This window comes from Campylobacter concisus (assembly GCF_003048835.2).
Classification (GTDB): domain Bacteria; phylum Campylobacterota; class Campylobacteria; order Campylobacterales; family Campylobacteraceae; genus Campylobacter_A; species Campylobacter_A concisus_D.
In genome coordinates this window covers 1,206,004-1,221,120 of the sequence record NZ_CP060705.1, presented here as the reverse complement: position 1 = coordinate 1,221,120, position 15,117 = coordinate 1,206,004, and the positions used below count along the sequence as shown (strand labels likewise).

At 41.0% G+C, this 15,117-nt stretch carries 13 protein-coding genes; 10 read left to right on the top strand and 3 right to left on the bottom strand.

The window, feature by feature from the left end:
• Positions 1-26 precede the first annotated feature (26 nt).
• Positions 27-689 carry a M48 family metallopeptidase gene (locus CVT08_RS06115; protein ID WP_230855912.1) on the bottom strand — a complete coding sequence of 221 codons (663 nt, stop codon included), beginning with the start codon at positions 687-689 and terminating at the stop codon, positions 27-29.
• Positions 665-1,984: an MATE family efflux transporter gene (locus tag CVT08_RS06110; protein ID WP_107856139.1), complete on the bottom strand. Its 1,320-nt coding sequence runs from the start codon at positions 1,982-1,984 to the stop codon at positions 665-667. Before CVT08_RS06110 ends, CVT08_RS06115 begins: the two co-directional genes overlap by 25 nt.
• A 95-nt stretch (positions 1,985-2,079) precedes the next feature.
• Here CVT08_RS06110 and abc-f point away from each other — a divergent pair, with 95 nt between their 5' ends.
• The 5 genes from abc-f to CVT08_RS06085 all read left to right on the top strand — a co-directional run bounded on the left by abc-f (position 2,080) and on the right by CVT08_RS06085 (position 9,545).
• Positions 2,080-4,011: a ribosomal protection-like ABC-F family protein gene (gene abc-f, locus CVT08_RS06105; protein ID WP_107856138.1), complete on the top strand. Its 1,932-nt coding sequence runs from the start codon at positions 2,080-2,082 to the stop codon at positions 4,009-4,011.
• A gap of 1 nt (position 4,012) precedes the next feature.
• Positions 4,013-4,447 (top strand): hypothetical protein, encoded by a 435-nt coding sequence (locus CVT08_RS06100; RefSeq protein WP_021089328.1) that lies wholly within the window; start codon positions 4,013-4,015, stop codon positions 4,445-4,447.
• 75 nt (positions 4,448-4,522) lie between these two features.
• On the top strand, positions 4,523-6,034 hold the full coding sequence (locus CVT08_RS06095) for a DKNYY domain-containing protein (RefSeq protein WP_107856137.1): 1,512 nt from the start codon (positions 4,523-4,525) through the stop codon (positions 6,032-6,034).
• Positions 6,034-7,479 (top strand): DKNYY domain-containing protein, encoded by a 1,446-nt coding sequence (locus CVT08_RS06090; protein ID WP_107856136.1) that lies wholly within the window; start codon positions 6,034-6,036, stop codon positions 7,477-7,479. Before CVT08_RS06095 ends, CVT08_RS06090 begins: the two co-directional genes overlap by 1 nt.
• Before the next feature lie 125 nt (positions 7,480-7,604).
• Positions 7,605-9,545: a BCCT family transporter gene (locus tag CVT08_RS06085; RefSeq protein WP_107856135.1), complete on the top strand. Its 1,941-nt coding sequence runs from the start codon at positions 7,605-7,607 to the stop codon at positions 9,543-9,545.
• A 92-nt stretch (positions 9,546-9,637) separates the two neighbouring features.
• Here CVT08_RS06085 and CVT08_RS06080 read toward each other — a convergent pair whose 3' ends face one another.
• Entirely contained in the window at positions 9,638-9,853 is a 216-nt protein-coding gene (locus CVT08_RS06080; protein WP_230855911.1) for a hypothetical protein, read from the bottom strand.
• Positions 9,854-10,015: 162 nt separating this feature from the next.
• Here CVT08_RS06080 and CVT08_RS06075 point away from each other — a divergent pair, with 162 nt between their 5' ends.
• The 5 genes from CVT08_RS06075 to prmC all read left to right on the top strand — a co-directional run bounded on the left by CVT08_RS06075 (position 10,016) and on the right by prmC (position 15,114).
• The gene (locus CVT08_RS06075; protein WP_107856133.1) at positions 10,016-10,456 is read left to right on the top strand and encodes a hypothetical protein; all 441 of its coding nucleotides are present in this window, start codon (positions 10,016-10,018) and stop codon (positions 10,454-10,456) included.
• A 154-nt stretch (positions 10,457-10,610) separates the two neighbouring features.
• Entirely contained in the window at positions 10,611-11,984 is a 1,374-nt protein-coding gene (locus CVT08_RS06070; protein WP_107856132.1) for a sodium-dependent transporter, read from the top strand.
• Positions 11,985-11,988: 4 nt separating this feature from the next.
• On the top strand, positions 11,989-13,101 hold the full coding sequence (locus CVT08_RS06065; RefSeq protein ID WP_107856131.1) for a hypothetical protein: 1,113 nt from the start codon (positions 11,989-11,991) through the stop codon (positions 13,099-13,101).
• Between the two features lie 8 nt (positions 13,102-13,109).
• A complete protein-coding gene (locus tag CVT08_RS06060) occupies positions 13,110-14,312 on the top strand; it encodes a M48 family metallopeptidase (protein ID WP_107856130.1) in 1,203 nt (400 codons plus the stop codon).
• Positions 14,302-15,114, top strand: a complete 813-nt coding sequence (prmC, locus tag CVT08_RS06055; protein ID WP_107856129.1) for a peptide chain release factor N(5)-glutamine methyltransferase — start codon at positions 14,302-14,304, stop codon at positions 15,112-15,114. Before CVT08_RS06060 ends, prmC begins: the two co-directional genes overlap by 11 nt.
• Positions 15,115-15,117 lie beyond the last annotated feature (3 nt).

The following is a 15,117-nucleotide window of genomic DNA, read 5'->3' as shown; positions in this document are numbered from 1 at the left end:
ATTTACACTTACTTGATGAAAAATAATTACGATTTTAAAATTTGCTCTTGCTCTTTGTAATCAGGCATGATGGCTTCTATAAATTTATAAAAACTGCTTTGATGATGCGGATAGAGCAGGTGAGTAAGCTCGTGAAGCACGACGTATCGCACGGCTGAGAGCGGCTTTTCTATAAGCCTTAGGCTTAAGTTTATATAGCCTTTTTTGTGGTTGCAACTGCCCCAGCGAGTTTTGCTATCTCTTATGACGATGCGACTAACTGGCTTATTGATATGAGGCTGATAGTAGCTTACAAGCTCTAAAAATAGCTCTTTTGCTCTTACTTTTTTAAAGCGCTCAAGTGCCTTTAAATTTGGCGTTATGATAAATTTATCTTCAAAAAAAGGCACATTTACGCTCTCATCAAATTTGATCTTATAAATTTGCCCAAGAAATTTCATCTCATCATCTTTTGGCAAATTTAAAAGAGCTTTTTTATAAGAGTTTTCAAGCCAAATTCTGTGCGTTTCAAGAAAGCCAAGAGCCATCTTTTGCGTGCTGTAAAATGGCATAGAAAGCGTGATCTTAGCATCCTTGCCAACTCTTAATCGCATAGCCTTTACATTTGTTTTAAAATTTATTAAAACGCTTAAGCCATAAAAGTCTAAATTTAGGCTCTTTTGCCTCAAACTAGGCGTTTTTCTTGCCACTTTTTGCTTCTCCAGCGCCAGGTATTTGCAAGGCCTCTTAGCCACTCATCAGCGCAAAATCCTATCCAAACGCCGATGATCCCCCAGCCAAGGTGTATGCCTAAGAAATATCCAAGCGGCAGCGAAAGCCCCCACATAAAGATAAGCCCAGTTGCAAGTGGAAATTTCGCGTCGCCACTTGCACGAAGGGCATTTACGATGACGACGTTAAAGGTTCTGCCAGCTTCTAACACGATCGAGAGCGTAAAGAGCGGTAGCATTATCTTGCGCAAGCCCTCATCTAAATTTAGTGCGTCCATGATCTTATACTTTAAGGCGTAGGCGATCAAAACGACGACGAGCGTTATAAAAATGCCAAGCCACAAGGCTTTAAAGGTTCTTGTATAGGCCTCGTTAAACTCGCTTGCCCCAACCAAATGCCCAACGATGACCTCGTTTGCCACGCTGATACTTGCGCCACAAAGCAAGATGAGAAGCGTGATCTGAAAGTAGATAGTCTGCACGCTAAGAGTTGCCTCGCCCATGCTCGCGATAAAGCCAAAAGCGACCATGTATTGCGCCATCCAGAGTAAATTTTCGCCAGCGCTTGGCAAGCCAACTGAGAGTATTTTCTTTAAAATTCCAAACGGCACGACAAGCAGTTTGCTAAGATAAATTCTAACTTTTGCCACGCGTATGAGCATATAAAGTAGAACAAAAACGCCAATAAGCCTACCTACAAATGTCGAGATAGCGACTCCTTGCAGGCCTAAATTTGGCAGGTCAAACCAGCCAAAAAGAGCGATGGCGTTGCCAAAGATGGTGATGATGTTCATCAAAACTGAAGTTAGCATCACAGCAGTTGCTAGATTATAGACGCGAAGCACCGCAGCTAGCACCATGCCGATGCCATCAAATAGCAATGCAAAGCCAAGGATGTGAAGGTATGAGAAGCTATCGTTTATGAGATCACTTGGCACGTTTAGTAAATTTAAGATGTTGTAGCCAAAGACGTAGATGATGATGGCTGAAAAGATGCCAAAGACCGTATTTGACGTGATGCTTGCGTGTATGACGCTTGAAGCTAGCTCGTTTTGCTTTGCTCCAAGTGCTTGTGCGACGACGACTGAGCAGCCCATGCTTAAAAAGTTAAAAATGGTCATAAAAAGGTCCATCACTTGATTGCCAGCACCCATGGCGCCAACTAGATGCACGCTCACTTTTGTCACCATGTAGGTGTTTATGATAAGCGTTATAAAGTGCAAAAACATATCTAAAAATATAGGGACGACCAGCTTTTTCATAGAAAGATTCATAAATTTCTCCTTTTTTAAATTTTGGGCGATTATAGCCAAATTAGGTTTTAGCTCCCTTTTGATATAATCCAAAAAATTTAAAATTTGAGAGAAAAATGGCATTAATCGACCTAATAGACGTAAGTAAAAAATTTGGCGCAAATGAAATTTTAAACAGTGTAAGTCTTAGTGTAAATGAAAATGAAAAGATAGCGATCATCGGTAAAAACGGCAGCGGCAAGAGCACGCTTATGAAGATCATCTCTGGCGAGGTGGCAGCTGATAGCGGAAGACGCATAGTGCAGAGCTTGATAAGCGTCGAGATGCTAGCGCAAAATCCAAATTTTAACGCCACTTTTAGCGTAAGAGATGCGCTAAATAACGAGCTAAAAGAGATATTTAACGCGATAAGCGACTATGAAAAAAGTGGCGTCTTGCTAGCAAATGAGCCTGAAAACAAAGAAATTTTAAAAGAGCAAGAGAGGCTTTTAAAATTTATAGAGGCAAAGGATGGCTGGAATATCGAGCACAAGATCGAGCGAATTTTGCAAGAATTTAAGCTAAAAGAGTATGAAAATAGACCCATTTGCTCGCTAAGTGGTGGCGAGATCAGGCGTGTGGCACTGGGCGCGCTCATCCTTAAAAAGCCAGATGTGCTGCTGCTTGACGAGCCTACAAACCACCTTGATGTCTATATGGTCAAATTTCTTGAAGATATGCTTAAAAGCTCAAATCAAAGCATAGTTTTTATTAGCCACGATAGGTATTTTATCGATGCGCTGGCTACTAGGTGCGTTGAGGTCGAGGATGCAAGCTTAAAAAATTTCGAGGGCGGATATGCAAACTATCTAACCAAAAAAGAGGAAATTTTAGCAAGTCTTGCAAAGTCGCATGAGACGCTGCTAAAACAACTAAAGGCCGAAGAAGAGTGGCTAAGGCGCGGCGTAAAAGCTAGGCTAAAGCGAAACGAGGGCAGAAAAGAGCGGGTGCTCGCCATGCGCGAGGAGGCCAAGAAAAACCCAGGTGTGATAAGGCGCGTGAGGCTAGAGCTTGAGCGTGCGAGTAAAAATTTCAACCAAACGCAGAGCCAAAACCGCAAAAAAATGCTCTTTGAGTTTAAAAATTTAAGCAAGATCATAGACGGCAAGGTGCTTTTTGAAAAATTTGACGCAAGAATCTTGCAGGGCGAGAGGATCGCCATAGTCGGACGAAATGGCAGCGGAAAGAGCACGCTACTTAAAATTTTGCTAGGACTTGAAAAGCAAAGTAGCGGCGAGATAAAAAGGGGCGAAGTGAGTATCGGCTACTTTGATCAAGCTAGAAATGTCCTTGATGATGATAAGAGCCTTATAGAGACGTTTTGTCCAAATGGCGGCGATCACGTGCTGGTTCGTGGGCGAAATATGCACGTTTATGGCTATCTTAAAAATTTCCTCTTTCCAAAGGAGTTTTTAGATAAAAAGATAGGCGTTTTAAGTGGCGGCGAGAAAAACCGCGTGGCACTGGCGATGCTTTTTACCAAAACTTACGATGTGCTGGTGCTTGACGAGCCGACAAACGACCTTGATATCGCAACTATCAACATCTTAGAAGACTACTTGCAAAGCTTTGAGGGGGCTATCTTGCTAGTTAGCCACGATAGATATTTTGTCGATAAGATGGCAAATAAGCTTTGGGCATTTGAGGGGACAAAGATAAATGTCTTGCATGAAGAGTATAGCGTCTATTTGGAGCTTGAAGATGAGATGAAAGAGCTTGATAAATTTGAAAAAGAGCTAGCAAATAGCCAAAATGAAGCCAAACAAAAGAGCAAATCTGGCGCAAAACTAAGCTACAAACAGACGCAAATTTTAAACACATATCCAGATAAAATTTCAGCCCTTGAGGCAAGAGTGGCTGAGCTAAATGAGGGGCTTAGTGATCCTAAAATTTATCAAGAAGTAGGACTTACTAAGCTTTATGAAGAGCTTGAAAGTGCAAAAGCTGAGCTTGAAAGCCTAGAAAATGACTATTTTGAAGTGCTAGAGATCGCCGAGGAGCTAGAGTAGCTTGAAAAAGATCGGTAGGATAAGCGCGCTAAATACGCGAGTTGTTAGGCAAAATTCTGTTGTAAGCCTTAGCATTATCGTTGATAAGATGAGGTTTAGTGAGACATTTTCGCCTAAAATATATAAATATGAAGTAGGCGATCTAGTCCAGATAAAATATAAAAAGGTTGGATTTTTAAATAAGATAGAGACAATTAGACTAATAGCAAAAAACAGCGAAGAGTCAGGGCTTTTGGCAAGGATAGAAAATTTATTCTTTTTGCTTGTTGCCTTGTATCTTTGTTTTATTTCTTTGTGGGTTATTTATTATGGGATCACGTTGGAATTTAGCATTTATAGGCTTTTTGTTACATTAGCAGCCGCTTGTTTTCTATTTTGGATGGGTAAATCTGCATATTATAGGTTTTTGATTTTTAGATATTTTATATTTGGATAGAACTTTGAAATTTAAATGTATGAAAGGTTTTTGCGACTTGATGAGGTCGCTAAATTTGTTTGAAATGGAGCTAAAATGTTAAAAAAACATCCGCTAATCTCAGTAATAATCGCCATTGTTGTGATATTTTTTTCTACCTACTTTTTTGTCTTTGGGTTAGCTACTATTTTAGATGACGACATTGGCGATAGTAAAGAGTTAAATAATAGCTATTTTTACGTCAAAGATGACAAGGTCTATGCCATGGTGCCAAGTGGCGGTAAATTTGAGCTAATAGGCGTGAGGGCCAGTAAATTTAGATACATTGACACCGGCAAATACGACAACAGAAATGTTGGCGCTAGCGATAAGGCGGTGTATTGTGGTAACCTCGTGATGAGCGGACTTGATCCAAAAGGCGTTAGAGCGCTTGGCAATGGCTACTTTGGCGATGGCAAGATAACATATTTTTGCGATAGCGAAAGCGAGACAAACCTCGAAATATCCGCACTTAAAGAGTTTTGGGACATCTTCTCACATAAAATGTTTAAAACCCCAAAAGCGCAAACTCATATCTATAAATTTAGGCAGGTTGATAACGCTAATTTAGCAGCGATCTTGGGCTTTGGCTATGCAAGCGACGGAGTAAAGGTCTATCATGAGGGCAAAGAGCTAGAGGGCGCAAATGCCAGCAAAATGCGATATATCGAGCAGGCATCTGGCAGAAAGAGCTTGCATTTTACGACTGACGGAGAAAATGTCTATTATGACAGCACAAAACTAAGGATCAAATTTAGCCCGCAAATGCGTGATATCGGCGAGATATGGCGCATTCACTATCTTTATGAGCCAAATTCTGGCATGGTCTATGCAAACGATCATGAATTTGACCCCAAATTTGCCCCATACGAGCCACTTTTTAACCTAGAAGACAGGCACACCTATCACGCTCTTTTTCGCGGCAAAGGCGGTATCTATCACTGGGAGCGAAAGTGGCAGTGGTATAACAGCATAGATGAGGGCGAGTTTGTAAGAGACGGCGATGATCCATTTAAAGGCGAGATAACGCCGCTATATGGCGACGTGGTGATAAGTGATGGCAAGACATATTTTTTAAAAACCTATGAAATTTGGCACAACACTAAAATTAGCCACGGCCTAAGCTCACGCCACACGTGTATCGTAAGACTTGATACAAAAGAGCAGTGGCGAAAGATAGGGCTTGTAAGAAACGATGGCTACGGAGCGGTTTATGCAAACGGCGATAAGACATATTATTTTGATAACGTCGGCTACGGCTGGCGTTTTAACAGCAGTGTTTATGATATAAACGACCTTGGCGTGGTTGAAATTCTCACTCGTCCTTATGGTCCAAATGTTAAGAATTTAAAACTTGATGAGATAGTAAAAATGGTAGATCAAGGCGCTATGGTGCCAGCTGAGGGCGAGGTGGTGATCGATGCGATAAGCGACTTTGATGATTACTCGCAAAAATATGCCTACTGGATATTTCTTGCCATCGCATTTATAATGTCGGTGGTTGGCGCTATTTTTAAAAACAAAAAGCAAAAAAGCGAGCTTAAAAAAAGGGTGGATGACTATAGATAATGAGAAAAATTACTATTAGATTTGTTTATTTTTTAGTTATCTTGACGCTATTTTTTGTTTTGGCGATGCTTTATCTATGGCATGAAGGCGAGTATCAAAGAGGCTTTGCAAACATTGATAATAGCGAGTTTTACCGCTCGCCTGAGGGTAAAATTTACGTTCAAATTTCAGGCAGCGGCAAGTATGAGCTAAAAGGCATCGATGAGGCTAGTTTTAGGGTCTTAAAGCTAAAACACGCGTATGATTACTCAAACGTGGCGGCTGATAAAAATCATGTCTATTGCGCTAGAGAAATTTTGCCAGGACTTGATCCAAACAGCACAAAAGTGCTTGGCAATGGCTACATAAGTGACGGCAAGATAAGCTATTATTGCGCTACTAGAAGCGAGAAAGAGCCCGGATTTAGCGAATTTGGCGCCATTATGAAAAACCTTGTTCACGTTTTTATCAAAAGCTACGATGATAGCCCTTATTTTTACAGGACAAAGCGAGTTGAAAGCACAAATTTAGAGCCTGTCTTTGACGCTGGCTTTGCAAGAGACGGAGCTACGCTTTACTACAAGGGCGAAAAGCTTGACGCAGATCCTAGCGAGCTAAGATACATCACAACAGAAAATGGCGCTGCTAGCGGATATTACACAGATGGCAAAAGCTTGTTTATGGGCTTTTATAGGCTCGATGCAAGTTACTCAGATGAGACGCGCCGGATATGCTACGATGCTAAGCACGATATAGAATATCTTTTTGAGCCAAAAAGTGGGGCGGTGTTTGCAAATGAGCATAAATTTAGCGCTCAAAATATGCCTTATAGCGCCATTTATAGCGTGGATAACGTGCATTCGTTTTGGCCTCTTTTTGCCAGCAAAGATGGAATTTACTTTTGGGATGGCAGTAAAAACGAGCAGGCTAAAATTTCAGACTACCAGCTAAAAGGCGAGCTAAAAAGGCTCTATGCTGACGTTTTTGTAGATGATAGCTCAGCATATTTTTTACAACAAGGCGAAGAGTGGCAGCGCTCAAAGCACGGCAGGCACTTAGTGGCACAAACCGTCTCTTTGTATAAATTTGCCCCAAGCTCATCATGGCGCGAGATAGGACTGGTAAAAGATGGCGAGTATGGCGCGGTCTATGCAAACGGCGATAAGGTCTATTTTTTTAGCAGTATAAAGCCATTTTATGGCATTAGACATAGCGTTTATGAGGTGGCAGATCTTAGCGTCATAGAAATTTTAACAAGGCCGTCTAAAGAGCTTAGCGCAAAAGATATCAGCGAGATGATAAAGCGCGGCGAGCTAGTGGAGGCAAGCGGCGAAGAGGTCGCTAGATCTAGGATAGAGTATGACTCGCCAAAGATCATCTTGTATATCACATTTGGCATCGCTTTTTTCGTCATAGTGCTAACAACTCTTGCAAAACCAAAGAGAGATGAAAGAGACTTGAGATAAATTTCAAAGTGGCTATTTTTGGTGGTTAAAGCTTAAAATTTCATAAAAATTTAAAGAGAAAATTTGACCTATTTACTCTTTTTTGTTATTTTAAGGCAAAACTGAAATTTATAAAAAGGAGAAAAATGTTTAAATTTCAAAGGTCAAAATTTAACAACTCAGTATTTATCCCATCGCTTGTTATCATATTTTTAATAGCGGCATTTGCAGCGATATTTCCAAATTTCTCAAATGAGTTTTTTAAGGGTATGCAAAACTACATCGCGGCCAAATTTGGCTGGTTTTATATCCTAGTCGTTGCCGTCATACTGCTAAGCGTCATCATTCTTGGCTTTAGTAAGCTTGGCGAGATCAAGCTTGGAGCTGACCATGTAAAGCCAGAGCACAAAAATATCTCGTGGTTTTCTATGCTGTTTGCCGCTGGCATGGGCATAGGTCTAGTATTTTTTGGTGTGGCCGAGCCGCTCATGCACTATCTAAACCCACCAGTTGGCGACGCGCAAACTATCGCAGCGCAAAAGCTTGCGTTGAATATCACATTTTTTCACTGGGGCATGAGCGCATGGTCAGTTTATGCTATCGTAGCGCTAATTCTAGCCTTTTTCTCGTATAGACACGGCTTGCCACTAACGCTTAGATCGGCGTTTTATCCGATCATCGGAGATAAAATTTACGGCAAGATAGGTAGTGCCATCGATACATTTGCCGTCGTAGCGACCCTTTTTGGCGTGGCGACATCGCTGGGATATGGCGTACTTCAGGTAAATGCTGGCCTTACGCACGTTTTTGGCCTGCCGACTATGCATATCACGCTTCTAATAGTGCTTTGTTTTGCAGCTACTATCTCAGCGGCAAGCGGCGTGGATAAGGGCATTAAGATCTTATCAAACGCAAACATCGCGCTAGCTATATGTTTTATGTTTTTGATACTATTTTTGGGCGATACGACGCAGCTTCTAAAGTCGTTTGTGCAAAACAGCGGCGACTACATCTCTACGCTCATCTCAAACACTTTTAACCTCTACGCCTATGAGAGGCAAAACGAGAGCTGGCTTGGCGGTTGGACGCTGCTATACTGGGCTTGGTGGCTATCTTGGTCGCCGTTTGTGGGGCTTTTTATAGCTAAAATTTCAAAAGGCAGAACGATCAGAGAATTTGTCATAGGCGTGCTTCTCGTGCCAACTGGCTTTACTTTTGCTTGGATGAGCTTTTTTGGTAACTCAGCGATTGCGCTTGTTCAAAATGGCTTTAGCGAGCTAGCGACCACGGTAAATTCTGACTCAGCCTCAGCACTTTTTATGTTTTTAGAAAAATTTAGCTTCTCAGGCGTGCTAAGCACCATCGCAGTCTTTATGATCGTCATATTTTTTGTCACTTCCGCCGACTCTGCGGCGATCGTTATGAACATGCTTTGCTCAAATGGCAAGGATGATACACCAGTTTGGCAAAAGGTCTTTTGGGGCGTTACAGTGGGCGTCGTGGCGGCATTTTTGATGCTAGCTGGTGGTCTTGGCTCACTTCAGGCACTTACGATCACGACAGCACTGCCATTTTCCATAGTGCTACTTGGCGCCATTTACGGGCTATTTAAGGCGTTACGTGTGGATCTAACCAAAAAAGAGACAAATAACTTTAGCAACATGCCCATTAGTGATCTTTCAAAGCCGTGGCAAGAACGTCTAAGTGCGATCATTACGCTACCAGGCAAGAAAGATGGCAAGAAATTTTTAAATGAAGTCGTGCTAAAAGCTTTTAATGAGCTAAAAGAGGAATTTGCCAAAAACGGCCTTGAAGCAAAGGTCACAAATGGCGAAAATTTTGTAAATTTAAATGTCGGACTTGGCGACGAGATGGACTTTAGATATGGCGTCTATCTCACCAAGAGCCAGAGCCCAGACTACACCAGGGAGCTTGAGGGCGACGATCTTTACTATAGGGCTGAAGTCTATCTAAAAGAGGGCGGTCAGGACTACGACGTGCTTGGCTGGAGCGAAGCTACGCTGATAAACGACGTCATCGAGCAATACCGCAAACACATGCAGTTTTTACACGTTGTTAGAGAGTAAATTTGAGTGAAATTTGCCTGGAATTTTAAAATTTCTAGGCAAATTTATAAATTTGACTGAACTTTTTGCAAATTTTAAACTTTCATTCACCCCTAAGAATTGACTACTAAAATTTGGCTTCGCTTATCGCTTAGCTCAAATTTTAGAGCCGAAATTACTCGTTCATGAAATTTTAAAATTTGTATGGCACTTGCATGATGAAACAAATTTGCAGATTTTAAAATCTTACTCACTCGCCTTAGCAGACTACTAAATTTAGGCTGCACTGCGTTTAGCACTAAATTTAGAGCCGTGATATGCTCGTTCATAAATTTTAAAATTTGCCTGACACTTGCCCGATGATAACCCACATACTGCGCTATGCACAGGTTTTGATAGGCAAAGTCGCAAAATTACATTAAACGCTTAAACAAAATTTTATATAATCCCTCTTTTATAAAGGTGTAGCGACTTTACAAAAAAGGATACAAATGAGCGAGAAAAATCCAGTTTCAAATTTCATCTCAGCTGATGATGAGGTGCTTACTTTTTTGTCAAATTTGGGTCAAAAATGGCACAAAAGCGATGATGTAGTAAATTTTATAGAGCGAAATTTTACCTTTGTCGGTTCAAAACCGCTTTTGCAAAATTTAAAAGATTATAAAACGGCTGATTATGAAAATTTTGCTGATATTAAAAATTTTCTAAGCTCATATCCAAGTATCCAAAGCAAAATTTTAAGCAGCGAGATAGGCTACGTCGGTGATGGTCTGACAAGCACAGAGCTTAAATTTGCACCTGATTATTTTTATGATTTTTTAAAATTTATGGTTGAAAATATCGCGCAACATCACTATTTTTGCAGCCCAAAAGATGGTTGGATCTTGCTCATTGCGATGGAGGGGTATGTGGAATTTGGTGTTTTATATTAATAGAGTTAAATTTACCCTGCAAAGACAAAAAATCGGCATATAAAAGTCCTAAAATTTATCAAAAAAGCCAAATTTACACGCAAGTATCGCCTTTTGCTAGCAAAATTTAATCATTTTTTTTATATAATCCAAATTTTTCACAAAGGTAGATAATATGGATAGAAAATCGTGGAGTTCAAGACTTACATATATTTTAGCTGTTGCAGGGGCTACGGTCGGCTTTGGCGCGACGTGGCGGTTTCCTTACTTGGTCGGTCAAAACGGCGGCGGGGCCTATGTTCTCGTGTTTTGCATAGCGATGATAGTCATTGGTATTCCTATGATTTTGGTTGAAAATGCCATCGGCAGGCGACTAAAGTGCAACGCCGTTGATGCATTTGGCGGCACGATAAATGGCAAAAAGATCAGCAAAAAGTGGCAGATAGTCGGCTGGATGGGGCTTGTAGGCGCATTTGGCATCATGGCTTATTATATGGTTATCGGAGGCTGGGTTTTAAACTATATCGCTCAAATTTCATTTGGCTTGCTTGATCTCTCGCACATCGTGAGTTTTGAGCAAACGAGCGCATTTTACGAGCAAAATATCGTTAGCAACCCGCTAGCAATCAGCTTTGCGACTCTTGTTTTTGTTCTAGTGAATTACGCTATCTTGGTGCAAGGTGCAGTTGGCGGCATCGAGCGCTCAGCAAAATACCTAATGCCGCTTCTTTTTATCCTAATGCTCGTGATGATCGCTAAAAATATCACACTTGATGGCGCGATGGATGGCGTGAAATTTTATCTAACGCCTGATTTTTCAAAGATAAGCTTAAAGCTTTTTGTCGAGGTTTTGGGGCAGGTTTTCTTTGCACTTTCGCTTGGATTTGGCGTGATGATAACGCTCTCAAGTTTTGTGAAAAAAGACGAGGGTTTAGTTAAAATTTCTATCATCACAGGCATCTTAAACACCGTCATAGCCGTGCTTGCTGGCTTTATGATATTCCCTTCGCTCTTTAGCTACGGCGTCTCGCCAGATAGCGGTCCTAGCCTAGTTTTCAAGTCGCTTCCGATCGTCTTTTCGCACATGCCGTTTGGCGGATTTTTCGCGGTGGCGTTTTTCGCGCTTCTTATGATCGCTGCGCTTACGACGTCGTTACCGATATATGAAGTGATCATTACTACGCTGCAAGAGAAATTTAAGATAAAGCGCAAAAAAGCGATATTTTTAGTGCTTAGCGTCATTTTCGTGCTAGGTAATTTACCATCACTTATGGCTACAAATTTACTAAGCCACGTCACAGTTTTTGGTAAAAATATCTTTGACGCATACGACGCGATAAGTGCTACTATATTTTTCGTGCTGACCTCGCTTGGGTGCGCGATATTTGTCGGCTGGGTGCTAAAAGATGAAGCAAAAAAAGAGATCTTGCAAGGCAGTGAAAAATACGCAAAGCTTATAAACATTTGGTTTTTCTACATCAAATTTATCGTGCCTTTTGTCATTTTGGTGCTATTTATCAGCAGCTTTTACGACAACTTTTTAAAGTAAAAATATGCGCGAGCTTGTAAATTTTGATAGCGGTGAGCGTTTAGGGCTTGGCGTAGAGGATAAAGCTTTAGTAAGCGTGAGCCTAAAAAGCGGCAAAACAAAGCAAACTAAAAAAGAATTTGCAAGCGAGCAAGAGGCCAAAAAAGCCTGCATTAAAAGAGAGTGGGAGAGCCTAAAAAAGGGTTTTATCCTGCAAGATAGCGAGGCAAAAGCCGGCAAAGCATGCTTACACGTTTATATCGGTGGTGGATACACTGGAGCGCTTTCGTTTGCAAGTGTGAGAGATGAAATTTACGTTTATAAATGCGGCGGACAAAAAGATGGTGGCATGATGGATGATCTTTTGGTTAGGCTTGATAAAAATGGCCTTATAAAAGAGCAGATAGCCTTGCCAAAGCCACTTGCGTGGCATGCTGAGTGTGTGGGTGAAAATTTGCTTTTAGATCTTGATCATGAAATTTACAGTTTTGAGCCAAAGAGTGCTAAATTTCGCCAAATTTCAGTCGAGCAAAATCTCAAGCGAAATAACGAGATAGCAAGCTTTATCTGTGCTTCAAATAATGTGGCTATTTTTGGTATGTTTGGGCAAATTTTTGCCTTTAGAGATGGCGAAATTTCAAAGATCGGAGAGTGTAAATGCATCGAAAAAAGCTACGCACCTATACTTTGTGCGGCTCTTAGTGCGGATGCTAGCATGCTTGCGCTTTGCACCAAAGAGAACGAAGTGCAAATTTTAAACGCAAAAAATGGCGAAATTTTAAGTGAAGTAAGAGCTGAATTTGGAGCGCTTGATAAAATTTGCTTTTTAGACGATGAGACGCTTTTGGTTAGAAAGTATCTTGAAAACAAGCTATTTTGCGTGGATATCAAAAGCGCGAAAGTGATAAAGCAGCCTTGGATAAAGGACGAGTATCTAAGAGCGAGCGAGTTTTGCGTGGAGGCTGGCAAGCTTGTAGTGGTAGATCAAAGCAGAGTCTACGCCGCCAATTTAAAAAGTGGCGATGTGATGGCGGAATTTACGCTAGATCACGTCGTAAAGAGCTGTGAGGCTAAATTTATAGATGGCAAACTCGCAGTTAGAACGGACTATGGCTGCTTTAGTCTTTATGAAATTTAAGGGAGAATATGTTTTATACACTTTTATCTATTTATATTTTTTATGTGATTATTAAGCTTTTTTTGGCGAATTTACAGATCAGCTTTGTAAGGGCTGAAGCCAAAAAAGAGCCTGTTGTGCTTGAGGCGAGCGAATACAAAAACGCCGCAGTTGCCGCCGTGACAAATCAAAAATTTGAAATTTTTAGCCTCATCTATCACGCTGTTATATTCTTTGCGTGGATAAGCTTTGGGCTAAAAATGCTCTCAGACGCTTGCCTAAAAGAGGGCACTACGTTTGAAAATATCATCTTTGTGATGAGCTTTTTACTGATCTCATCGCTGCTTGATCTGCCGCTAAATATCTACGAGAGCTTTATCAAAGATAAAAAACTTGGCTTTTCAAATATGAGTGCAAAGATATTTTTGGTTGATACTATAAAGTCGCTAGCTCTTATGCTAGTTTTTGGCTCAGCTTTCGTCTGGCTCGTGCTTCTTTGCATAAATTTTCTTGGCGATCTTTGGTGGTTTTGGGCGTTTTTGCTAAGTTTTGGCGTCGCTTTAATTATAAATTTGATATACCCAACACTCATCGCGCCTATTTTTAATAAGATGTCGCCGCTTGAAGATGGCGAGCTAAAGGGCTCGATAGAGGGCTTACTTAAAAAATGTGGCTTTAAAAGTAGTGGCGTATTTACGATAGACGCTAGTAAGCGAGACAACCGCTTAAATGCCTATTTTGGCGGGCTTGGAGCGACAAAGCGAGTGGTGCTTTTTGATACGCTAATAAAAAAGCTAAGCACCGAGGAGATCGTGGCGGTTTTGGGTCACGAGCTTGGGCACTTTAAACATAAAGATATCCTAAAAATGATAGCGCTAAGTGCGGTCATGCTATTGTGTCTATTTTTCATATTTGGAAACGTTAGTGCTGGCGCATACGAGGCGATAGGACTAGGACAAAATGGCGCTAGTATCATCATTTTTTTGGTGCTTTTTTCGCCTATTTTTAGCTTTCTTTTTTCGCCGATCATCTCGCACTTTAGCCGTAAAAATGAATTTGGCGCAGATAGATTTTCAAAAGAAATTTCAAACAAAACCGACATGATAAATGCCCTAACCAAGCTTGGCAGCGAAAACAAAGCATTTCCAAAGTCGCACTGGCTTTACTCATTTGTCTATCACTCGCACCCAAGCCTTTTTGAGCGGATAAATGAGCTAGAAAATGAGAGTTGAAGAGGCTCTAAAAGAAGCAAATTTAAGGCTAAAGCCACTTTGCGAGAATCCAAGCAGGGTGGCTAAAATTTTGCTCATGAGCTACCTTAATGTGAGCATAGAGTGGATATTTTTAAACCAAAATAGCGAATTTGACGAGGGCGGCTACTTTGATCTTATAAAGCGCTTTGAAAACTACGAGCCGCTTGAGTACATTACCGGCAAGGCTGGCTTTTATGGCTTGGAGTTTGAGGTAGAAAGTGGCGTTTTGATACCGCGCCCTGAGACTGAAATTTTAGTTGATAAAGTACTAGAGATAGCAAGCAACTACAAAGCGCCAAAGATCGCTGAGATCGGCACTGGCAGTGGGATAATAAGCGTCATGCTAGCCCTTAAAAGTGATGCAAAAATAGTAGCCACCGATATAAATGAAAAGGCGCTAAATTTAGCTAAAAAAAATGCGCTTAAATTTAATGTAAGCGAGAAGATCGACTTTGTAAAGTGCTCATATATCGATGAAATTTTAGGCGATATCGACATCTTGGTCTCAAACCCGCCTTATATCGCACGAGACTATAAACTTGATAAATTTGTGATAAACGAGCCGCATGAGGCGCTATTTGGCGGTGAGATCGGAGATGAAATTTTAAAAAATATCATCCTTATCGCTAGAAATCGCGGCATAAAAGATATCGCCTGCGAAATGGGCTATGATCAAAGAGCGAGCATGGAGATGGCGCTAAAATTTAATGGCTATAAAAGCGCTTTTTACAAGGACTTAGCGGGCTTTGACAGGGGTTTTTGTGCTAGTTTAAAACTATAAAGG

Excerpts from the sequence above, each read along its gene's own strand:
- CVT08_RS06060 (WP_107856130.1), top strand. The coding sequence starts at position 13,110 with ATGTTTTATACACTTTTATCTATTTATATTTTTTATGTGATTATTAAG.
- CVT08_RS06075 (WP_107856133.1), top strand. The coding sequence starts at position 10,016 with ATGAGCGAGAAAAATCCAGTTTCAAATTTCATCTCAGCTGATGATGAG.
- CVT08_RS06085 (WP_107856135.1), top strand. The coding sequence starts at position 7,605 with ATGTTTAAATTTCAAAGGTCAAAATTTAACAACTCAGTATTTATCCCA.
- CVT08_RS06110 (WP_107856139.1), bottom strand. The coding sequence starts at position 1,984 with ATGAATCTTTCTATGAAAAAGCTGGTCGTCCCTATATTTTTAGATATG.
- CVT08_RS06095 (WP_107856137.1), top strand. The coding sequence starts at position 4,523 with ATGTTAAAAAAACATCCGCTAATCTCAGTAATAATCGCCATTGTTGTG.
- CVT08_RS06070 (WP_107856132.1), top strand. The coding sequence starts at position 10,611 with ATGGATAGAAAATCGTGGAGTTCAAGACTTACATATATTTTAGCTGTT.
- CVT08_RS06080 (WP_230855911.1), bottom strand. The coding sequence starts at position 9,853 with ATGAACGAGCATATCACGGCTCTAAATTTAGTGCTAAACGCAGTGCAG.
- prmC (WP_107856129.1), top strand. The coding sequence starts at position 14,302 with ATGAGAGTTGAAGAGGCTCTAAAAGAAGCAAATTTAAGGCTAAAGCCA.
- CVT08_RS06065 (WP_107856131.1), top strand. The coding sequence starts at position 11,989 with ATGCGCGAGCTTGTAAATTTTGATAGCGGTGAGCGTTTAGGGCTTGGC.
- CVT08_RS06090 (WP_107856136.1), top strand. The coding sequence starts at position 6,034 with ATGAGAAAAATTACTATTAGATTTGTTTATTTTTTAGTTATCTTGACG.
- abc-f (WP_107856138.1), top strand. The coding sequence starts at position 2,080 with ATGGCATTAATCGACCTAATAGACGTAAGTAAAAAATTTGGCGCAAAT.